The sequence below is a fragment of the Vibrio sp. 10N.222.52.B7 genome (genome assembly GCF_041474275.1).
Lineage (GTDB): Bacteria > Pseudomonadota > Gammaproteobacteria > Enterobacterales > Vibrionaceae > Vibrio > Vibrio crassostreae_C.
In genome coordinates, this window is sequence record NZ_JBFRTU010000032.1 from 21,213 (window position 1) to 43,371 (window position 22,159).

18 protein-coding genes are annotated in these 22,159 nt (G+C 44.2%); 8 read left to right on the forward strand and 10 right to left on the reverse strand.

What is annotated here, in order from left to right:
- A partial coding sequence (locus AB4512_RS10965) for a cyclic nucleotide-binding domain-containing protein (RefSeq protein WP_372174905.1) occupies positions 1–548 on the reverse strand: 548 nt, incomplete at its 3' end.
- Between the two features lie 150 nt (positions 549–698).
- On the opposite strand from AB4512_RS10965, the gene AB4512_RS10970 reads away from it, so the two are divergent.
- A complete protein-coding gene (locus AB4512_RS10970; protein WP_017068768.1) occupies positions 699–1,340 on the forward strand; it encodes an outer membrane beta-barrel protein in 642 nt (213 codons plus the stop codon).
- A gap of 145 nt (positions 1,341–1,485) precedes the next feature.
- Here the strand turns inward: AB4512_RS10970 and AB4512_RS10975 are convergent, their stop codons facing one another.
- The 3 genes from AB4512_RS10975 to AB4512_RS10985 all read right to left on the reverse strand — a co-directional run bounded on the left by AB4512_RS10975 (position 1,486) and on the right by AB4512_RS10985 (position 4,969).
- A complete protein-coding gene (locus tag AB4512_RS10975; RefSeq protein ID WP_017065416.1) occupies positions 1,486–2,676 on the reverse strand; it encodes an amino acid aminotransferase in 1,191 nt (396 codons plus the stop codon).
- A gap of 202 nt (positions 2,677–2,878) precedes the next feature.
- Positions 2,879–4,420: an HD-GYP domain-containing protein gene (locus AB4512_RS10980; RefSeq protein WP_372174906.1), complete on the reverse strand. Its 1,542-nt coding sequence runs from the start codon at positions 4,418–4,420 to the stop codon at positions 2,879–2,881.
- A 249-nt stretch (positions 4,421–4,669) separates the two neighbouring features.
- Positions 4,670–4,969, reverse strand: coding sequence for a hypothetical protein (locus AB4512_RS10985; RefSeq protein ID WP_017060414.1), 300 nt, complete (start codon positions 4,967–4,969; stop codon positions 4,670–4,672).
- Positions 4,970–5,187: 218 nt separating this feature from the next.
- Between AB4512_RS10985 and AB4512_RS10990 the strand changes: the two genes are divergently transcribed.
- Both AB4512_RS10990 and AB4512_RS10995 read left to right on the forward strand, forming a co-directional pair.
- Positions 5,188–6,591 carry a PLP-dependent aminotransferase family protein gene (locus tag AB4512_RS10990; RefSeq protein WP_372174907.1) on the forward strand — a complete coding sequence of 468 codons (1,404 nt, stop codon included), beginning with the start codon at positions 5,188–5,190 and terminating at the stop codon, positions 6,589–6,591.
- 127 nt (positions 6,592–6,718) lie between these two features.
- Positions 6,719–6,925, forward strand: a complete 207-nt coding sequence (locus tag AB4512_RS10995; protein WP_004734707.1) for a hypothetical protein — start codon at positions 6,719–6,721, stop codon at positions 6,923–6,925.
- 133 nt (positions 6,926–7,058) lie between these two features.
- Here the strand turns inward: AB4512_RS10995 and asnS are convergent, their stop codons facing one another.
- A complete protein-coding gene (asnS, locus tag AB4512_RS11000) occupies positions 7,059–8,459 on the reverse strand; it encodes an asparagine--tRNA ligase (RefSeq protein ID WP_017060416.1) in 1,401 nt (466 codons plus the stop codon).
- Positions 8,460–9,016: 557 nt separating this feature from the next.
- Between asnS and AB4512_RS11005 the strand changes: the two genes are divergently transcribed.
- Positions 9,017–10,507: a SulP family inorganic anion transporter gene (locus AB4512_RS11005; protein WP_136982514.1), complete on the forward strand. Its 1,491-nt coding sequence runs from the start codon at positions 9,017–9,019 to the stop codon at positions 10,505–10,507.
- A gap of 94 nt (positions 10,508–10,601) precedes the next feature.
- Here the strand turns inward: AB4512_RS11005 and AB4512_RS11010 are convergent, their stop codons facing one another.
- The gene (locus AB4512_RS11010) at positions 10,602–12,224 is read right to left on the reverse strand and encodes a methyl-accepting chemotaxis protein (protein WP_372074216.1); all 1,623 of its coding nucleotides are present in this window, start codon (positions 12,222–12,224) and stop codon (positions 10,602–10,604) included.
- A gap of 497 nt (positions 12,225–12,721) precedes the next feature.
- Between AB4512_RS11010 and AB4512_RS11015 the strand changes: the two genes are divergently transcribed.
- Together AB4512_RS11015 and AB4512_RS11020 are read left to right on the forward strand one after the other, a co-directional pair.
- Positions 12,722–12,919, forward strand: a complete 198-nt coding sequence (locus AB4512_RS11015) for a hypothetical protein (protein ID WP_048611631.1) — start codon at positions 12,722–12,724, stop codon at positions 12,917–12,919.
- Positions 12,920–13,000: 81 nt separating this feature from the next.
- Positions 13,001–14,143 (forward strand): amino acid permease, encoded by a 1,143-nt coding sequence (locus AB4512_RS11020; RefSeq protein ID WP_017060419.1) that lies wholly within the window; start codon positions 13,001–13,003, stop codon positions 14,141–14,143.
- A 133-nt stretch (positions 14,144–14,276) separates the two neighbouring features.
- Here the strand turns inward: AB4512_RS11020 and AB4512_RS11025 are convergent, their stop codons facing one another.
- The 3 genes from AB4512_RS11025 to AB4512_RS11035 all read right to left on the reverse strand — a co-directional run bounded on the left by AB4512_RS11025 (position 14,277) and on the right by AB4512_RS11035 (position 17,921).
- Complete coding sequence (locus tag AB4512_RS11025; protein WP_017060420.1) at positions 14,277–15,638, reverse strand: L-serine ammonia-lyase; 1,362 nt, start codon at positions 15,636–15,638, stop codon at positions 14,277–14,279.
- A 120-nt stretch (positions 15,639–15,758) separates the two neighbouring features.
- Positions 15,759–17,012, reverse strand: coding sequence for an aromatic amino acid transport family protein (locus tag AB4512_RS11030; protein ID WP_017065422.1), 1,254 nt, complete (start codon positions 17,010–17,012; stop codon positions 15,759–15,761).
- 309 nt (positions 17,013–17,321) lie between these two features.
- Complete coding sequence (locus tag AB4512_RS11035; RefSeq protein WP_372074218.1) at positions 17,322–17,921, reverse strand: CoA pyrophosphatase; 600 nt, start codon at positions 17,919–17,921, stop codon at positions 17,322–17,324.
- A gap of 303 nt (positions 17,922–18,224) precedes the next feature.
- Between AB4512_RS11035 and AB4512_RS11040 the strand changes: the two genes are divergently transcribed.
- Together AB4512_RS11040 and AB4512_RS11045 are read left to right on the forward strand one after the other, a co-directional pair.
- Positions 18,225–18,767, forward strand: coding sequence for a heme NO-binding domain-containing protein (locus AB4512_RS11040; RefSeq protein WP_017065424.1), 543 nt, complete (start codon positions 18,225–18,227; stop codon positions 18,765–18,767).
- A gap of 1 nt (position 18,768) precedes the next feature.
- Complete coding sequence (locus AB4512_RS11045; protein ID WP_372174908.1) at positions 18,769–20,508, forward strand: ATP-binding protein; 1,740 nt, start codon at positions 18,769–18,771, stop codon at positions 20,506–20,508.
- Between the two features lie 139 nt (positions 20,509–20,647).
- On the opposite strand, the gene pabB is transcribed toward AB4512_RS11045, so the two are convergent.
- On the reverse strand, positions 20,648–22,027 hold the full coding sequence (gene pabB, locus AB4512_RS11050) for an aminodeoxychorismate synthase component I (protein ID WP_048668645.1): 1,380 nt from the start codon (positions 22,025–22,027) through the stop codon (positions 20,648–20,650).
- Positions 22,028–22,159: the final 132 nt, after the last annotated feature.

A 22,159-nucleotide genomic window follows, 5' to 3' on the forward strand; every position in this document is an offset into this window, starting at 1 on the left:
GAGGAAACATTATCTTGTGCCATCATGGTCGCGGCTTGCTGAATCGTGCGCGTTTTTTCGATCATTGGCGCTTCGCTGGTCAGCAGCGTTTTAACCTTGGATGTTGTTAGGTCGTTAGCGTCGTTGCTGTCGGAGTTGGCTTGGCGCAGTCGCGCGTTATCTTCTACTTCTACGAAGTCGGCAAAGGAGTCGTAGTTGTCGTAGAGCTCTTGGAAGATAGGTTCAGGAATGCAGTAGAGTAGGGTGTCTTCAGTCGCTTTAACCGGGAAACGAACCTTGTTGTTGGTCAGTAGACCCATTTGCCCGAACAAGTGGCCTTCATCAAGGCGGTTATAGAGTTCGCCTTTACGACGGTAGACTTCGACTTCGCCACTTCGAACGATGTATAAGTCATGAATTTGATCACCAAAGTGAATGATAGGGGTATCTTGGCGGTAATAAGAAATTTCCACGCTACTGGTCACTTTCGCCAACATCTCCTCAGGGAGTTCTGTGAAAGGGGGGTATTGTGCCAGAAAGTTTTGAATCTCTAATAACTCAGCATCCATAATGATCATCCATTGGTTTGTATGATTTCATGGTACAACATTTGATAATATTTTGCCGTCACAAATCAATCTGTGAGCTAAAACCTTTTTAAAGTCTTATGGATAGACTAACCTTTCAATTAATGGAGTGACAGTTTAAGGATGATAGGAATGTCGAAGTGGAAGCTTAGTTTTGTATCTGCGGTTTTTATGTTTTCTCCAAGTTTGTGGGCGGACACTAACGCGGTGGATATTTTAGATTACGACCATATTTATGCCACGGCGCATTCGGGCAGTTTAAATGAAGATGCAGGCAGTAATAATAACGCCTCGTCGTATGGATTAGGCGTCAGTTACGCGATGACGGATGATTGGTTGTTGCTGGGAGACTACAGCGCACGCTTTATTCACCCTGATGACACCACAACTCGAATTGATACGCTGATGCCAGGTGTTGGTTACCGTTACAGCATTAAGAAAGATTTAGATATAGTGGCTTACTACCTGCTTGGTATCACAAAAGGTAAGGTTGAAGATAATGACACCAACCGAACTGAATCTTCAGACACTGAGTTCATCCAAGGGGTAAAAGCTGAGCTTAACTATGGCTTTGCGAAACGTTGGATAGCTAACGGGAGTGTGCAAGTGAATCGAAGTGACCTGTTTGATGAAGAGGTCTATCACTTAGGTTTACGTTATCTAGTGACCAATAAGTTTGCGATTGGTGGGTCATATCAACATCGAGATGGTGAAGGTAAAATTCGTAGCGAGCGTACTCACGAGCTAGGAGTGGAATTTTTCCTAGAGTATTAGCCAGTAACGAAAAGGCTAAGTGCACTAATAGCTCTTATATACAAAGAGACAGACACAAAAAAGCCAGCTTAATTGCTGGCTTTTACACATCTATTGGTCTGTAAGTGCAAGCTTGTGGTCTGCAAATACAGGTTTCGCTTTTCGATTAAAGAACCGCAGCGATACCTTTACATAGAGGACCCATGTTTGACTTAGTCATACCAGCAACACTGATACGGCCAGAACCAACAATGTAGATTGCGAATTCGTCTTTTAGGCGAGTTACTTGCTCTTTGCTTAGACCTGAGAACGAGAACATGCCGTTTTGACGTTCGATGAATGTGAAGTCTGCATCAACACCTTCTGATTTCAGTGTCGTTACGAATAGTTCACGCATCTCTTGGATACGGTCACGCATTTCTGCCACTTCTGCTTCCCATTCAGCACGTAGATCAGCATCACCAAGGATGTGAGTAACGACAGCACTGCCGTGGGCTGGTGGGTTAGAGTAGATAGAGCGGATAATGCTCTTAACTTGAGAGAATGCTGTCGTTGCTACGTCTGCTGATTCAGCAACCAGAGTGAATGCACCAACACGCTCGTTGTACAAGCCGAAGTTCTTAGAGAACGAGCTAGCAACAAGGATCTCTTTGTTGTATTGAGCAAAAATACGTAGGCCAGCAGCATCTTCTTCAACGCCTTTTGCAAAACCTTGGTAAGCAAAATCGAATAGAGGAAGCAGTTTCTTCTCAGCAACCAGTTTAGCAAGAACTTCCCACTCTTCAGTTGTTGGGTCGATACCTGTTGGGTTGTGACAGCAGCCGTGAAGAAGAACGATATCGCCTTCAGAAGCTTTCTCTAGGTCAGCAACCATACCAGCGAAGTCTTTGTCTTTAGTTTCAGCGTTGTAGTAGCTGTATTGAGCAGTTTCGATCCCCGCAGCTGCGAAAACGCCGTTGTGGTTAGCCCAAGTTGGGTTACTGATCCAGATTTTCACTTCGCCCAGTTGGCGCTTGATGAATTCACCCGCTACGCGAAGTGCACCTGTACCACCTGGAGCTTGTGCTGTTTTAGCGCGTTGAGATGCAACGATCTCTGCGTCTGAACCGAAAAGAAGTTTCTGAACCGCTAGACCGTATTCAGCTGTACCTTCAATCGTTAGGTAAGATTTGGTTTTTTCGTTTTCAAGAAGTGCAGCTTCTGCTTTCTTTACTGTTTTAAGTACTGGTGTTTGACCATCTTCATTTTTGTAGATGCCAACGCCAAGGTTGATTTTCTCTGCACGAGAGTCTTTTTTAAACTCTTCAGTAAGGCCGAGGATAGGATCGGCGGGAGCAGCTAACACTTTTTCAAACATAATCTTCATCCATGTCAATTGAGAGGGGATAGTATCTATGGGTAGTTATACCTGTATGGAATTTTTAAGACAATACGAAGTGAACAGAAAGACCAAAAAAAATCCATTTCAATCAGATTTATTGACTAAAGAGGATATTTGATAACAAAACACCCTACGGATTAACCTATAGGGTGCAAGAAGTTAGTGGATTTTGAATAGATTACGCTGGTTGAGCAATAAAGCTTTCGCGCTCGAGTTCACTCGCTACATTTTTGCCATCTTTGTAGGTCGCAGCAATTGAAACAAACGCTTGTTCGACGACCAGAAAAGCTTGGACAACTTGCGGATCAAAATGCGTCCCATTGCCCTCTAAGATGATCTGTTTAGCTTGTTCATGAGTAAAGGGTGGCTTGTAGACTCGCTTCGAGATGAGCGCATCATAAACATCAGCTAATGCCATTAAACGGCCAGATAACGGGATATCTTCACCAGACAACTGATTAGGATAACCACTGCCATTCCATTTCTCGTGGTGAGTCAGAGATATCTCCTTTGCGACTCTTAAGAAAGAGCTACTTCCCAACTGCTTTTCTGCAATAGATAACGCTTCAGCCCCAATCGCGGGGTGACCTTTCATTATCTCAAACTCTTCGTCCGTCAATTTGCCCGGCTTCAATAACACACTATCAGGAACACCTACTTTGCCCACGTCGTGCAAAGGCGCAGATTTGTAGAGCAACTCGATGTAGTTTGGTGTTAACAAGCTTGAGTGGGTTTCTGATTTGCTGAGCTCTTGTGCGAGCACCTTGACGTACTCTTGAGTTCTTAGGATATGTGCGCCCGTTTCATTGTCTCGAGATTCAGCCAATGCTGATAAGCTCACAATGGCCACGTCACGTGTGGTTTTGACTTCGTTTTGCGCGGTTTCAAGGCTATCAAGCATGGTATTGGTCATAGATGCCATTGAGCCAAGCTCGTTGTAGCCGAAAATAGGTAGGCGAACGCCTTGCTCGCCATTGGTGACTTTGTTTAATGCGTGCTCTTGGCTTAGGAGAATACGCTTAATTAGCTTGCTCCAAAGCGTCATGATGGTTATCGCGTAGCCACCCAGTACCACAGCCAAATAAATAAACTCTTTGATCACGCTGATCTTGCCGGTGCCATCCAATAAGCGGTCAGGGTTATGTTCTAACCAGAAGATGTCTTTGACAGCAATCATCGTCAACATAGTCGTCAGTGTTACCAGAAGCACGATAACCAAGCCTATCATCTGCTTGACCAGTGAACTTCTTTCACCAACCAGTTGGAAGTCGAATTGTCCAGTCGTCTCCATTTTATCCATTTGGCTGAGCTTGGCATTCAATTGAAGAATGGTTCCGGTAAAGAAGCCGAATAGACTCATGCCAAACAGCACTTTCAAATTACTATCTATGGTGAATTCATAGCTTAAGTTGTAGTAGAGCGCGAAAGGCAAACTTGCAGCAAAAAATAGCAGGGTATCGAGTTGCGCGAATCGGCCTTGCTTGACCAAGGTATGTTGCGCCAATGGGTAACGACGTGCGAGCCATAATAAGATAAACACAATACTGACTTGTGTGAAAATCTCTAACGTCGTTAAGCTATCGAGCATAGGGCACACCCGACTGCCATAGGTGCCAAACAGCACGCCAGCAATGACGTATAACTTAGTCGTTAGCGATTGATTGTAATTTGAAGTATCCATCGGTAAGCCTTTGTTCTCATTCTTATTAGATTTACGCATTCATTGATTCACGACTTTAGAATTGCGAATGATTAGCATAAGTGACGTGAATAAGACCGGAAATTCTATCGATAGCTTTCGTGGATTGATACAAGAAACTGGTTTGTGTTAGAGATTTGTTAGCTAGGTGGGGGTTATTGCAGCATTTTTATGAAGATACTTGAATAGCCTCGGTCGAGGTTCGAGGCTATTCAGTCTGTGTACTGGTTAGAATCGCGAGTGATTGAGTTTGCTATCTACTTTACCCCGTTACTTTTTGAGATTGATTTCAGCTTCGATTGAGCCGGTTTCAATCTCAGGGTGAGACGCTAGTTTGTCTGCAGCCCATTGGTTGATGTGTTTCAGAATAGCAGACACCGCGTGTTTTTCCGTTGGTGCTTGGTCTTGTTCGACATCGATCTTTTGCTTTGGATGTGAGCCTGTCGCATCTTCAGCAATATGGAGCCAATCTGGGTGCCAGTAATATGGCTGACCGCTCGGTGTTGTCCAACTGTGAACACCGTTTGACTCTCCTTTATAACTTAATTGGTCTGCTTCTATTTTTTTCATTGTTATCTCGCATGTTTTTGGGTTACATCAAATTATTGAGGTAGAAAGCCAACTTAGCTCCTACCTTGGGTACAAACTTAGCAAAGCTTACAAAGTTATCTGTGAACTAATTCACACTATTGTGGAAATTAGGTGCGATCATATGGATAGCAGCAATAGTTGTTGGCGTAAGTGATAAAATCACCGGCTCACAGAATTTCTCTAGGTAGTACAATTAGATGGCGCGTTATGAAGAGCTTGCAAAGGATATTCGGACTCAGATAGCCAACAATACGTGGCGATCCGGAGAGAAGATCCCTTCGGTACGCATGAGTTGTCGTAATTACAACGTCAGCAATAGTACTGTCTTACAAGCCTACCAGTTGCTAGAAAGCGAAGGGTGGATCATCGCTAAACCTCAGTCGGGCTACTTTGTAGCGCCAAGGCTGGACGGCGTTGACTACGCACAGCCACTCGTTAGTGAAAAGAAAGCCATTAATGACCGCTTATTTGATTTCTTGAAGTCGAGTTCAGCCGAAGGTGTGATTCCTTTCGGCTCTGCATTCCCAGATCCCGACCTTTTCCCGTTACCTACCTTGACTCGAAACCTTGCCAGCGCGGGTAGGAAGATGACTGGCGCGAGTGTGATAAATAATTTACCACCGGGCAGTGAGTCCTTGAGAAGGCAAATCGCACAGCGTTATCTGCAGCAAGGGATTACGGTTAATCATCAAGACATCGTGATTACGTCGGGTGCTATGGAAGCGCTCAACTTGAGCCTGCAAACGGTCACCAAGTCGGATGATAACGTCGTGATTGAGTCTCCCGCCTTCTATGGTGCTCTGCAGGCTGTCGAGAGGCTCGGGCTTAACCCTATCGAAGTGGACGTTTGCCCAATCAATGGGTTGAATATAGAGCAGTTTGAAAACGCGCTACAAAACCAAGATGTTAAAGCGTGTTGGCTGATGACGACTTTTCAAAACCCAACGGGAACCAGTTTGTCGGAACAGGCAAAGCGCCGTGTGGTAGAGATTGCAGAACAGCATGGAACCTACATTATTGAAGATGACGTGTATGGCGATCTTTATTACGAAGGGAATAAGCCGAAGCCACTAAAGGCCTTCGATAAGACCGATTCCGTCTTGCTTTGTGGGTCGTATTCAAAAAGTTTGTGTCCTGGTTATCGAGTAGGGTGGGTTGTGAACACGCGTTTTAACGACGCGATTCAAAAGTTACAGCTTCTTTCTACGTTATCGAGTAGCGCTCCTGTTCAACTTGGTGTCGCTCATTTCTTAACGCATGAAAGCTACGACAATCACCTTCGTAAACTGCGTAAAAACCTTGTCGTCAGGAAAGAGCGATTTATCGATGTCATTAAGCAGTACTTTCCGCATTCAATAGAGATTGAAGAGCCGGCTGGTGGTTACTTGATATGGATTCGCTTTTCTGAAAAATTCGACAGCCAACAGTTTCATCAACTGGCTATCGAACAAGGTATTAGCGTTGCATCTGGCGATCTGTTTAGTGAGCATGGCAGAGTGGATAACGCGATACGATTGAACTTCTCTTATGAACTGACAGAAGAGAAAGAACAGGCGCTCATCTGGCTTGGCAAACTGGCACATCAACTTACGCACTCGTAAAACCTTAAGTCCCTCATAAAAAAGACAATCATTCCAACTGTACGGGTTGTTTGTGGGGTAACTGTACGCCTAATTGACCAAAGAGTTGTGATTCAATAACGGTAGACCAAATATTGGAGATACCGTTATGTTGAAAATGACTATGGGAAATGAAGTTAAGCTGATTATTGTCGCTATTGTGTGTGCGCTTCTGCTTATTCTCGGCCACGTACTGCTGGCAAAAGCATTCGCTGATATGGCGTGGGCGGAATACACCACTGCCGCGATCCCATTCGTTATGATGGCAATTTGCGGTCTTGCAATAAAATACGCTATCGACCAAGATGTGGATTAGCTTTTGAAATAATGAGTCTCAGATAGTGGCACGCAGAAGCATCTGGACTCGTTTTATTCCAAACATAAAAAAACCTCCGCAAGTGCGGAGGTTTTTGTTTGTTCTTAACTTTTAATATCGAATAGGTTTCGAATTAGAAGTTTGCAGAGCGTGGTGTACGTGGGAATGGAATCACGTCACGAACGTTACCCATACCTGTTACGTAAGATACTAGACGCTCGAAACCAAGACCGAAACCAGCGTGTGGCACTGTACCGTATTTACGTAGGTCGCGGTACCAGCTCATGTGCTCAGGGTCGATACCCATAGCAATCATACGCTCGTCTAGAATGTCTAGACGCTCTTCACGTTGTGCACCACCGATGATTTCACCGATGCCTGGTGCAAGTACGTCCATTGCTGCAACTGTTTTGCCGTCGTCGTTTAAGCGCATGTAGAAAGCTTTGATGTCTTTCGGGTAGTTCTTAACGATAACAGGTGCTTTGAAGTGCTCTTCAGCTAGGTAACGCTCATGCTCAGAAGACATGTCGATGCCCCACTCAACGTCAAACTCAAATTTCTTACCAGAGTCTAGTAGGATTTGGATTGCGTCAGTGTAGTCAACTTGTGCGAAGTCAGCGTCAACGAATTGCTCTAGACGAGTAATTGCTTGCTTGTCGATGCGAGAAGCGAAGAACTCAAGGTCATCGCGGCGCTCTTCAAGAACAGCAGCGAAAACGTACTTAAGCATGTCTTCAGCCAGTTTCGCTACATCGTTAAGGTCTGCAAACGCAACTTCAGGCTCAACCATCCAGAACTCAGCTAGGTGGCGGCTTGTGTTTGAGTTTTCAGCACGGAACGTAGGACCGAACGTGTAAACCTTGCTTAGTGCACAAGCATAAGCTTCAGCATTAAGTTGGCCAGATACTGTTAGGAACGTCTCTTTACCGAAAAAATCTTCGTTGAAGTCTACGTCGCCTTTTTCAGTGCGTGGTAGGTTTTCCATGTCTAGCGTAGAAACACGGAACATTTCACCAGCGCCTTCTGCATCAGATGCAGTAATAAGCGGAGCAGAAGTCCAGAAGAAACCTTGCTCGTGGTAGAAACGGTGAATCGCTTGAGATAGACAGTTACGTACACGTGCTACTGCGCCAATCACGTTTGTACGTGGACGTAGGTGAGCAACTTCACGAAGGTACTCGATAGAGTGACGCGTCTTAGCCATTGGGTAAGTGTCAGCGTCTTCAACCCAGCCTACAACTTTAACGTCAGTTGCTGCTAGTTCGAAGTCTTGACCTTTCGCAGGAGACTCAACAATCTTACCCGTTACTTCAACAGAGCAGCCAGTTGTTAGCTTTAATACTTCGTTTTCGTAATTATTAAGATTATTAGGAACCACGGCCTGAATCGGGTCGAAACAAGAGCCGTCATAAATGGCAAGGAAAGAGATTCCAGCTTTGGAATCACGACGTGAACGGATCCAGCCGCGAACAGTTACTTCACTGTCTACCGCTAGCTTGCCGCCAAGTACGTCTGTTACAGGCGCGTAAGTCATGTTGATTTCATTCTCCATTGAGGGACAAATTCAACTCAAAGTCTCTGGCATTGCTGCAAATAAATATACATTTGCACAATAATTAGCCGAAACATTAAGTTGTATAAACTTTTTAAATCGATTGAACATATTACCTGTCATACCGACAGCTTCAACCTTTATTCTTGCTTGGTGAAAGAAATATTGTGTCTACTGACGATAAATAGGTTTGAGGGTGTGTTTTTTGTTCGATCTTAGCGTCAGCCTTACCTTTCACCCTATGTGAGCTGCTGAACGAGCATGGCGTAATCGAAACCTTTGTTTTCAATAATGGGAGTGTGATTGTGTTGAGACTCACTCTATATTGGCGCGGATTCAGTCATTTTGGACTTGATCACCTTCTTAATTTCCCACTAAAGTACAAGAGGAGTTTAATATCTACGTGTTAATTACGCCGCCTTAACCCCTGCATTCTCTCTACACCCGCACTTTTCGAGCGCTCGCTCATTCAAGAAAAACAGTCGATCAAATTATGTCTCAACAAGGCAGGACTGGCTGTACAAGTAAAAGAGAATTACATGCTTAATTATTTAAAAAAACACTGGTTATCAAACGTTAAAGGAGATTCATTATCTGGGATTGTGGTTGCACTCGCATTGATCCCTGAAGCCATCGCATTTTCAATTATTGCAGGCGTTGACCCTAAAGTAGGGCTCTATGCCTCGTTCTGTATTTGTGTCGTCACTGCTTTGGTTGGCAGTCGTCCGGGAATGATTTCCGGTGCAACAGGCGCTATGGCGCTACTAATGGTCACTTTAGTGAGAGAGCACGGACTAGAATATCTACTCGCCGCTTCATTTCTAGCTGGCGTCATTCAGATCGCAGCTGGTTATCTCAAGCTTGGTAACCTGATGAATTTCGTTTCCAAATCGGTGATTACTGGATTTGTTAACGCGCTCGCCATTCTAATTTTCATGGCCCAACTTCCTGAATTAATCAACGTCCCTTCAAGCGTTTACGTGTTAGTCGCTTTGGGTTTGGCGATCATTTATCTGCTTCCTTATTTCCCCAAGTTTGGTCGCGCAATACCTTCTCCACTGGTCGCGATTGTTACCCTGACAATCATTAGTTTGCTCTTCGGCTTAGATGTGAGAACGATTGGCGATATGGGCAAGCTTCCCGATTCACTGCCTGTGTTCTTGATTCCTAATATTCCATTCACGTTTGAGACGCTTGCAACCATCCTGCCATATTCGATTGCTCTGTCTCTGGTTGGCTTGTTGGAATCCTTGATGACAGCGACCATAGTCGATGACCTGACTGATACTGAAAGCAATAAAAACAATGAGTGTAAAGGGCAGGGCGTTGCGAACATCGTGGCTTCCCTTTTTGGTGGAATGGCGGGCTGCGCAATGATCGGTCAGTCGATCATTAACATCAAATCAGGTGGCTTAACCCGATTGTCCAGCATGATCGCTGGGGTGGTTTTGTTGCTAATGGTGGTGTTTGTTTCTGATTGGTTGAAGCTGATACCGATGGCCGCTTTAGTGTCTGTGATGATCATGGTTTCTATCGGCACATTCTCATGGCGTTCCATTGTTGAGCTTAAAGATCACACACTGCCAACCAATGTAACCATGCTAGCAACCGTGGCGGTGGTGGTGTTTACTCATAATTTAGCAATAGGTGTTGCGGTTGGCGTGGTGCTGTCGGCTCTGTTTTATGCACATGCCAGCAAATCCATGGTGTTTATATCCGATGAAGTCGTGACAAACGAAATGCACACCATTCACCGAGTAAAAGGCCATGTCTTCTTTGCTTCGTCAGATGCGTTTGTCGACTTATTTGATTATGACAACGCGACCTCTTTAGTGACCATCGATATATCTGATGCGTCATTCTTAGATAATACCTCTGTTGAGGCGCTTGATAAGGTTGTGTTCAAGTTCCGTAAAAAAGGGGCTTACGTTGAAGTGTCAGGAATGGATAACGTGAGTGCGAACCTGATAGTCAAACACGCGATGTATCACAAGCATAAAGACTTAACCGCGGTTTCCATTACGCACTAATCTTGGTTTAAGGTACTTTTAAAGCCTGAAAGCCTGAACTAGACATTGTTATGAAGTTAAAGCGCTCATTGTTGAGCGCTTTTTTGTTGGCGATCTATGACTTCTTCTTTGTACTCGACAAAGTAAACTGATTAATCAGCGATTCAAGATGATCAGATAGCTCTTCTAAGTCATTGCTGATGTTGCGAGTTTCAGCCGCGGATTGCGATGTGTTGTTGGCGTGAGAGGTGATGGTTTCAACCTTTTGTTGAACATCTTGAGTCGCTTGTGTGGTGGATTGCGTTTGCTGCTGAATATTCTGTGCGTGAGCCAGCACCTGTTTCATCTCTTCGACCACACCATTCATTTCAATTGAAAGTGCGTCGATATCGGTTGAGCTTTGATGGGCTTGTTCGCAAACGCGATCGGCAGAAGTCAGCGACTCTTCGCTGCCTTGCTGGAACTGATGAATGATTGACTCAATACTGCCTGTTGCTTCAGCGGTTCGTGATGCAAGATGGCGAACTTCATCAGCCACCACCGCAAACCCACGACCTTGTTCTCCCGCACGTGCCGCTTCAATTGCTGCATTCAAGGCCAGAAGATTGGTTTGGTCAGCAATGCCACGAATCACACTCAATATTGAAGAGACCTCTCCGGTTTGCTCATTGAGTGTCAGTATTTTGTGTTTCACTTCTTCTATGCTGCTAACGAGGTTTTTTATCTCACTGCTTGCTTCGTGTGCTTGGTTGGCACTCTTACACGCCACATCAGCGGTGTGATTGATAAGCTCTGAAGCTGTTAAAGTCGCTTGTTCTACATTGACTTGCTGTGCCTGTATTCCTTCGACATTGTGTTGCACTTCTGCGGTTTCGCTTTGCTGGTCGCTGGCGGCTTGCTCGGTAATTTGCGCGACACTAGTCAGTTGGTTGGCAGACGCATTTAACTTGTGCGAGGTGCTTTGTACCTTTTCTAAGCTGTCAGATACGGTTCCCATGAACGAGTTGATGGAGTTAGCCAGCGTGCCAATCTCATCCTTGCTTTGTTCCGGCAGGCGAGTGGATAGGTTTTTATCGTTGCTGACTTGGGTCATAAAGCGAGAAGTCTGTTGCAGCGGGCGCACGATAATCTTACGAATTAATCCCATCGTAAGGACAAATCCGGCAAACGAGATCACTGCCATAATGCCAATAGCAGCCATGGTTTGAGTGTTAATCAGCGAGTTAACATGGTTAAGGTTAAATTCGAGACGAATCGCACCCAAGACTTCACCTTCTGGTGCCATATGACAGGCGACACAATTGGTTCCTCGGTAATCTTCACTCGACTTCATTGGCAGAGCAATAACCAAGCCTTTGCCCCAATCAGCAGAAAAAGGTTCGATAACGGTTTCGCCCGCTAGCGCTCGTTTATCAATATCGTCAACCGGTGTTTGGTTGTCATTACCTGGGCCATATAACTTGCTGACAGCGTCGGCGCGTAAAACACGAACGTCTTCAATGCCTTCTTGAGCCAGTGCTTTCTGACGAAGGGTCTCTTTTTGTGCCATGGTGCCGGTGAGCATCATCATATTGAGGCTATCGAAGTAGTTACTTGCTTTGTCGTGAAGCTGCTCACTTAGCACTGAGTTTACAAGTTGCTTTTGTTGCGAATATTGGAAATAGGTCGATATTGCCAGCAAAAAGGTGAACACGATGGCGAGGGCCACTAGGATTTTAAAGGTGATTGTTGAGCGCATAAGGTGTTTTTATTAATTATAATGACGCAAATACTGTACTAGTAAGAATTCTTACCACCTATGGGGTATAACGAATTGTGTGACCACACTCCGGTTGTGGTTATGCTTCTGTGATGTAGCAAGTTTGTGCGGATCCTGGTGTTGAAATGGAACGCGCTTCAAGCTCCTCGCTGTTCTTAAAACAGACTGTTGTTTTGGGAAAATTGAAGTGCAGCATCGAGTTTTGATTGTGCTGATAATTAGAAAAGCCTAGGTTGTTAATTAGCTCGATGTATTTGTCCGCTTGTCTTTTATCAATAAAGACTATTGTTTTAGACGACTTAGTGGTCAATTTATATCCAAATGGTTGTTTTGTTCAATTTAATAGCAAAAATTGTGGTTATAGCGTTGTGTTTCGAGGCTCATTCGATAAGATGAAAAGACCTCTATGATAGAGGTAGGGCAGCAACGGATACGCTGCTTCAAATACTATGGAATGTGACTTATTGGACACATACATGAAATTCAAGATTACATCACCGATTATTGAACCTACGGAAGGTTCACCACATCAGTTAATGCTTACTCACGCTTCTCGTTTTACCTCTTTTAAGACAAGCTCCCCTTTGAACGCCCTGTTCGACAACGTCTCTGCACGCTTCTTTACCGCTTATCGCTCCTATTGTTATTCGTTTTATAACTTTATTTCTATCTGAACTCCTTTGTCATCCGCTCGATGAACGAAGACTCACATCTATAAAAACTAAACAAATAAGTTAAAAACAATGAATATTAAAATGATGGGTAGCTCCCTAATTATCGCTGGTACCGCTCTCGGTGCTGGTATGCTTGCGATCCCAATGGTATTAGCTCAATTCGGATTGCTTTACGGCACACTGCTTATGGTACTGATCTGTTTCGGTACGACTTACGCAGCATTACTACTTCTAGAAGCGACCATCAAAGCGGGTGGCGGTCTAGGATTAAACTCTATTGCCCGAAAAACCTTGGGTAAACAAGGTCAGTTGCTTACCAACGGCTTGCTATACGCGTTGTTGATTTGCCTATTAATGGCTTACATTCTGGGCGCAGGTGACTTGCTGAGTAAGTTACTGTCTAACTTTGGCGTCGAAATTACCGCGACTACCAGCCAAACCGTGTTTACCTTGCTTGCTGGCGCAGTAGTCGCAAGTGGTACTGGTGTGATTGATAAGCTCAATCGAGCATTGTTCTTCGTGATGCTTGCTAGTTTGTTTGCAACCATGGCCTTCTTAGCGCCGAGCATGACTCAAGAAAACTTGATGCAGGTAACCAGCCATGACCACGTTGACCTAATCAAAACCAGTGCCATCCTGTTTACGAGCTTTGGCTTTATGGTGGTGATTCCAACCTTGGTTTCTTACAACCACGAAGCGACAGACAAACAGCTGCGTAACATGGTGATCATCGGTTCTCTGATCCCATTAGTGTGTTACTTGTGTTGGTTGTTTGCGGTAGTGGGCAACTTGAGTGAAGAGCAATTCAGAAGCTTTGAGAACGTATCAGATTTGATGGCGGCGTTTGAGGCTCAGTCTCCTTGGGTGGGTAACGTTCTGTCTACCTTCACGGGCTTGGCGTTGTTGACCTCTTTCTTTGGTGTGGCGATGGCGTTGTTCAACCAGAACAAAGACATGTTCAACCAAAATACAGCGGTAACGTACTGCATTAGCTTTATCTTGCCGTTGGCTGGTTCATTGCTTGCGGCAGACAAGTTCCTACAAGTACTGAATTACGCAGGTATCATCTTGGTGTTCCTAGCGGTGTTTGTTCCTCTGGTTATGGTCCACAAACAGCGTTTCATGAAAGTTGCTGATGACCGATACCGAGCAGAAGGTGGCAGCGCAATGATGTTGTTCTCACTGCTGTTTGGTTGCTTCCTGCTTATCTCACAAGTGATCTAGTTCTTTGGTCCATTATCTAAGATGCGAATCGAGCATCTTAGATATAAGTGGCCGGAATTCAGATACAAAAAAGGAACGCATCGGCGTTCCTTTTTATTATCTGCTGATTAAAAACAGATTGATTCAAAGGCTATCAACAAACAACCTTAACAGCCAAACCACCTTGAGAAGTCTCACGGTATTTAGCGTTCATGTCTTTACCTGTTTCTAGCATTGTTTCGATAACTTTATCTAGAGAAACAGTAGGAGCAGAAGAACGACGAAGTGCCATACGAGTCGAGTTGATTGCTTTAACTGCAGCAATACCGTTACGCTCGATACATGGTACTTGTACTTGGCCAGCAACTGGGTCACATGTTAGACCTAGGTTGTGCTCCATGCCGATTTCTGCAGCCATACATACTTGCTCAGGGCTACCACCCATAAGCTCAGCAAGACCAGCAGCAGCCATAGAACATGCCACACCAACTTCACCCTGACAGCCAACTTCAGCACCAGAGATAGAAGCGTTACGCTTGTAAAGACCACCGATCGCGCCAGACGCTGCGAAGTAACGGATGTAATCTTTCTCTGTCACTGTTTGGATGAATTTATCGTAGTAAGCCAATACAGCAGGGATGATGCCACATGCGCCGTTTGTTGGTGCCGTTACTACACGACCGCCAGCTGCATTTTCTTCGTTTACTGCGAAAGCAAACATGTTTACCCAGTCAACAACCGACATTGGATCATTGGTTGTTTTTTCTGAAGTCATTAGCTGTTGGCGAAGTGCTGCTGCACGACGAGGTACACGTAGTGGACCAGGCAGGATACCTTCAGTATTCATACCGCGATCCATACACTCACGCATAGTTTTCCAGATGTTAGCGAAGTAAGTGCGAGACTCTTCGTCTGAGTGGAACGCTGCTTGGTTTTTCATAACCAGTGTACTGATAGAAAGACCGCTTTCTTTGCACTGATTAACCAGCTCTTCAGCTGTTGTGAATTCGTAAGGTGCTTTGATTGGGTTTTCTTCTTCTTTGCCGAAGTTCTCTTCGTCAACGATGAAACCGCCACCAATTGAGTAGTACGTTTTTGAGTATGCAACTTCGTCACCAACCCATGCATGAATGCTCATGCCGTTCTCGTGTAGAGAAAGGTTGCTAGTGTGGAAGTTCATACCGCCATCGCGTGGGAACGATACTGTATGACAGTGCATGCCAACAGGAAGGCGCTCAGTTTCTTCTACGCGAGCAATGAAGCCAGCAATAGAATCGATATCAACACGCTCAGGAGTATTGCCAGCAAGACCCATGATGATTGCGATATCTGTGTGGTGACCTTTCCCTGTCAGTGATAGTGATCCATATACGTCCACGGTGATTTTAGTGATGTCGCGCAATTTTCCCATTGAACGTAGGTCATCAATAAATTCTTTACCCGCTTTCATTGGTCCAACTGTGTGTGAGCTCGATGGACCAACACCGATTTTATAGATATCAAATACACTAATCATAGCGATTACCTCAAAAAGAGAGCCTCCCAAGGGGAGTAGGGAGGCTCATTTATTATCATTATATTTTTTGTCTAATCTCGCGATATAAGATGGATGCCATCTTATAAAAAGGGCTTGAGATTAAAGAGCGCCGTAGATTACAGAACTAATAGCCGCTAGACCACATAAAGCTGTAAAGATTTGCACAGGTGCTGAAGTTTTGTACTTAGCCATAGCTGGTACTTTCTGCATCGCGAACACAGGCATTAGGAACAGGATAGCTGCAATCATTGGAGCACCCATTGTTTCAATCATACCTAGGATACTTGGGTTAACTACCGCAACAATCCAAGTTGTAACAACGATGAACGCTAGAGATGCTTTTTCAATCTTAGAGATTGAAGAACCAGAGCGAGACTTGATTAGACCAACAAGACCTTCGTGAGCACCTAGGAAGTGACCGAAGTAGCTAGAAGTAATCGCTGCGAACGCTACTAGAGGACCCATGTAAGAGATAAGTGGAGACTCATGTACGTTTGCTAGGTAAGAAAGAACAGAGATGTTCTGTGCTTGTGCTGTTGCTAGTTGCTCTGGAGATAGAGAAAGAACTACAGAGAATACGAAGAACATTACAAAACCCATCAGCATCATTGCTGCGCCGCCAGTGATCGCGTCAGTTTTCTTAACTGCGTTTTCACCGTATACACGACGTTGCTCTTTAGAGAACTGTGAAATGATTGGGCTGTGGTTGAAAGAGAACACGATGATTGGAATTGCAAGCCAGATAACAGAAGGCATTGTTGACCATTCAGGTGTTACTTCCATCATTGAAGTGTTCCAATCCGGAACTAGGTAGAAAGACAGTGCTAGTAGGATGAATACTAGTGGGTAAACCATTGCTGAAGTCGCTTTCAGCATCAGATCTTTACCGAATACAACACCTGTAGTCATAGCAAGGATAAGTGCACCAGAAAGAAGAGGACGAGGAATAGATTCCATACCCATTTGGTTTACTAGGAAAGAATCAACAGTGTTTGTGATACCAACACCGTAAATCAGAACGATTGGGTAGATAGCGAAAAAGTAAGCGAAAGTAATAAGGTTTGCGCCAGTCTTACCGAAGTGTTCTTCTACTGTATCTGTAATGTCAGCTTCAGGGTTTTTAGCAGACAGTACGAAACGAGCTAGAGATTTGTGTGCGAACCAAGTCATTGGTGCCGCAATTAGAGCTAGGATAACTAATGGCCAAAAACCACCCGCACCAGCTTTGATTGGAAGGAATAGTACGCCAGCACCAACTGCTGTACCGAATAGTGATAAACACCAGGTAAAATCTTTATAGTTAAACTTGCTTGAATCTTTAACGGCATTTGCCGAAGAAGTTGTTGTGTTCATGTTAAATTACTCATTTTTTGGGAACAGGAAATAAGTCGGGGCTAATTCTGCAGAATTTTCTTCTGCAAAAAATAGATCTAAATCATGTAATGAAACGGCGTGTCACATGATATGCGAAAAACGGATTTTTGATCACGAAAATAGCGTGCCACAGGTGATTTATGTTTATGCTTGGTATTACTTTTATTTATGCGAAAGGCGGGGTTGTATAGATTTATACCAGGGAAACGTTTGCGTAAAATTGCATTAATAAATCTGTTCCATAGAAAGTCTGGATTTTGTTAACAGAGATTAAACAAAACGTAGTTGCTATGTAATTTGTTGCACTACATGTTGCTGCAGTGAATGGATGATTTGCGCCGTAACGCCCCAAATTAGGTGCTCTTGGAAGGGCATAGCAAAAACTCGATGCTTGATTTGTTTAAAGTTAACAGTGTGGCTGTGTAACTTGGCTTGGTCTAAAACATAGGTAGCGGGCACCTCAAAAATTGAGGCAACTTCGTTCTCATCGATGATGGCTTTATAGTCAGGATCGACCATGGCAACAATCGGCGTCACAGAAAATTTACTAATAGTACTCAATGCTGGTAATTGCCCAATAATTTTAACTTGATCCGATCGAATTCCCACCTCCTCATGGAGCTCTCTGAGTGCAGTGAATTGCATAGAAGGGTCAGAAAGTTCGTGTTTACCACCAGGAAAGCTGACTTGGCCGGGGTGATGCTTTAAATGAGCCGCTCTTTTAGTAAAAATGACATGTAAACCATCTTCTCTTTCAACTAAACCTACCACCACTGCCGCTTTACGTAATTGCTCGCCACTGATGTGCGAAACACGCTCTACTGACTCAGGATGATAGCCAACGGTAGGGTTAAGTTGGAATTGCTGAAGGAAGTTTTCTTTATTCATATCAAGCCAATATATTGATTATTATGATTTTAAGTATAGACATAACCGTGGGTTGATTACCAATATCGAGTTTTTCTTCATTCACTTTCCCTCTTTTAGTTATCAATTGGGCGTCATGAGAGGCTGTTTACCGATGAATCTCCTCAAAATGACGATTTTTGCTATATTCAATATGTGTATACAGGCGAGCAAGCGTTATCCATGTCATAAAATTGGGTGACGAAACGTAGATTTTTCGTTTAAGAATTTGATAACAATGACTTAGTGAACCATTCTAAAAAGAAATAGAAGAAAAGGTATGAGATGAAAGGAATCATATTCACCGAATTTTTAGAGCTTGTTGAAGACAAGTTTGGGTTAGAGCTTTTGGAAGAAGTTCTAGAGATGTCAGAAGATGAAGGGATCTACACATCTGTCGGAAGTTACGACCACAAAGATCTGGTTAAACTCATCATTAATCTGAGCAAAAAAACCGATATAGATGCAGCAAGCTTGCAACGCGTTTTCGGGCAGTCCGTATTTAAGAACTTATTAGCCTCATTGCCGAATAAAGCGAGCCTTGCTCACAGCAATACCACCTTTCAATTTATTCAGCACGTAGAGCGCTACATTCACGTTGAAGTGAAGAAGCTTTATCCAGATGCTGAGCCACCTGAATTCAGTTTTATCACCACGACCGAAGCACAACTTGTTTTTGACTACAAAAGCGCAAGATGTATGTCTCATGTTTGTTTAGGGCTTATCGAAGGGTGCGCTGAATACCACGGTGAATCTATTGCGGTGGAGATGACGCCACAAAATGATGACCAGAGCGTGGTTAGGTTTAATCTCAAAGTAGAAAAGTGATATGGATCCGGCCTCAGCCCTAGAGAAAAAACTTAAACGCCAAATTGCTGCGCGAAAAGCAGCAGAAGCTTTGTTGGAACAAAAGAGCCTTGAACTTTTTGAGGCCAACCAACAACTCGAGCTTGCACTGCGTCAGTTAGAGAAGCGTTCCAATGCAAACATACGTCGCATTGAATTCCAAGAACAAATCGACAACCTGTTGATTGATTTCGGACGCGCTTTTCTGAGTAATGATCTTGATGACGTCATGTTGTCACAATTGACGACAAGTGTGACCAACAGTTATCTGATTGAAGCCAGTCGTTTGATTTTGCCTCCCAAGCTGCTCCCTCAATTACACACTTATGACTATGGTGACGAAACCGTCGAGGTGATAGAGCAAGATATTCAAGAGCCTCATTGGCAAGGCAACCACCTTACCGTGCCATTAGAGGTTGAAAAAGTCATAGTCGGCGCGTTAATTGTGAAGGTCAGGGTGTTAGACCAAGATTTCGAATTCATCCAAAGCCAACTGTTGTTAGTTACCGACCTTATTTGTAGTGCCTTAACCCACCAGCTTGCTATCAATCGAAACATTGAATCACGTAAACGAGCAGAAGAGTCCGAAAGGGCAACGCGTGACTTTGTCGCAATGATTAACCATGAATTAAGAACCCCGCTTAATGGCCTACTAGGTAGTGCCGAATTGATCAGCGATACCGAACTGAATAGCTCTCAACGTGAAATAGTGAACAACTTAAGTCAATCTGGAGAGTTTCTCAGAACCATCATTAATGACCTATTGGATTACAGTAAAATCAACGCGGGAATGTTGGAGTTAATACCGAGAAAGTTCGCGCTTCATGATTTGAGAAATACTATCGATAGTATCTTTACCAATCGAGCACTTGAAAAGCAGCTTAAGTTTGATGTTGATGTAGACAAAGGTGTACCGAGCCATTTCTATGGTGACTTAGAGCGTATTACTCAACTGTTCGTAAACTTGATTGGAAACGCCATCAAGTTCACGGATAAAGGACATGTGAGCGTTGAGATTAAATGGTTGAGAGACCAATTTATTTTTTCCGTAGAGGACACTGGAGTTGGGATCGCTCAATCCTCTCATAAGACACTGTTTGAACCTTTTACTCAGGCGGATAATTCAAGTAGTCGAAACTACGAAGGGACAGGGCTTGGTCTCGCCATCTGTCGTAAGCTAGTAGGTTTGATGCACGGTGATATTAGCGTGACCAGTGTTGTTGGCTCAGGCACGACTTTTACCATCTCGATTCCTCTTCAAGTTGTCGATGTGCCAGCAGAGAATGACAGTGTCACTAAAGGCTTTGAGTCAGAGGCGGAATTGTCACTGCTTAAAGTGCTGGTGGTTGATGATATTAAGATGAACCAGATCATCATCCAGCAAATGCTACGCAAATACGAGATAGAGCCTGCTATTGCCACTAATGGAATCGAAGGGCTAGAGCTTGCTTCTGACAACGAATACGACATTGTGTTCATGGATTGCAGAATGCCCGTTATGGACGGCTTTGAAGCGACAGAGAAGCTAAGAAAGAAAGGGTATTCTAAGTCTATAGTTGCTCTCACTGCCGGAACGACGCTTGAAGAGCGGGAACGCTGTATTCAGTGTGGAATGGATGACATTTTGAGTAAGCCTTACACCGCCAATGATCTTAAAGAGATGCTTAAGAAGTGGGGTGTCTCTGCGGTGAAGGTGCGTAAACGGGCCAATAAAGCGTTGTGAGTTATGTACTCTAGTTTAAAGACAAAAAACCGAAGTGATCTTGCGATCCTTCGGTTTCTTCTTATATAGAGCTTTTGCTGGCCGTTAAGCTGCGGAACTCGTCATTAAGTCGCGGAACTAGCAGTTAATGACACTAGGTTTAGCAATCTTCAAGTACCGGTAGAATTCGACTTAGCTTATCCAGTGTTTCTTGGTATTCAGAAGCACAATCACTATCAAATACTACACCACCGCCAGCCCATGCATAAAGCGTGTTGTTCTCTGCGACCAAGGTACGAATGGTAATGCTGGTGTCCATTCTGCCATTTCGGCTGATGTAACCAATACTGCCGCAGTACGCTGAACGTCGATGTGGTTCTAACTCTTCAATGATCTGCATGGCGCGAACTTTTGGTGCGCCAGTAATCGAACCGCCAGGGAAACACGCTCTCAGGAGGTCCGTCGCAGAATATTGGTCATCAAGGTCTGCTCGTATCGTGCTTACCAAGTGGTGCACGGCAGGGAAGCTTTCGATATCGAACAACTTTGGTACATGAACTGTGCCTGGCTTTGCTACTCGGCCAATGTCATTACGAAGTAGGTCGACAATCATTAGGTTTTCCGCCTGATCTTTATCGGCGCTTGCTAGGTCCTGCGCGTTAGCATCATCAATCACGTGGTCGTCAGAACGCGGGCGTGTGCCTTTGATTGGCTTGGTTTCAATTACGTTGTCTTTGAGTTCTAAGAAACGTTCTGGCGAAACACTGATGATTGCGCAGTTGGCCAAACGGATAAAGCCAGAAAAGGGCGCTGAGTTGTACTGCTCTAACTTGTCATAAGCTAACCATTCACTGCCTTGGTATTGGGCATTGAAGCGCTGAGCCAAATTAATCTGATAACAGTCACCGGATAACAGATATTCTTGAACACTATCGAACTTGGTGGCGTAGCTCTCTTCGCTCATATTGGATTGCCATGGTGTGGTTAATCCAAAGGCTGCGTGTGTTGGCTTTGATTGAACCAATTGCTGCATCAGCCAATCATGATGTTGTTCGATATTATTGCCGACAATACACGCCGTTTTTAATTGATGGTCAACCACTACAGCCCATTCATACAAGCCAACCGCCATGTCTGGTGCTTCAATATCGCGCTTTGCGCGTGAAGGCAGGGTCTCGACTCTGCGGCCTAAATCATAACTAAAGTAGCCTAAAGCGCCGCCAACGAATGGCAACTCAGCATGATCTTTAGTCACAGGCAATAATTGTTGCTGATATTGGTCGAGTAGCTCGAAAGGATCAGAGTCTGAAACCTCGCACGTCTCATTAACATTAACGGTGGTTTTTGCGCCGATTGTCTCGAAGGTGGCGATGGGTTGAGCAACTAAAATATCGTATCGACTATCAACGTGGCTTTCTGAAGCGGAGCGTAATAGCATTGCCCACGGCAGGTTTTCAATATGGGAAAACAGCTGTTTAGCTAAAGTTGATTGATATTCAAGCGGCTTGATTTGGATAGAGCGAAATTCGTTGTTATTCATTTGTTTAATTTGTGACAAAGAGTTCGATCACTGCATGGCGTGTGAGAGGAAGCAAGAGTATCATAAATTGAAAATAAAATGGGTTCTTGATTAATCCAAGTGGTTTAGTTTAAAGCTATGCAAGCGATTGCT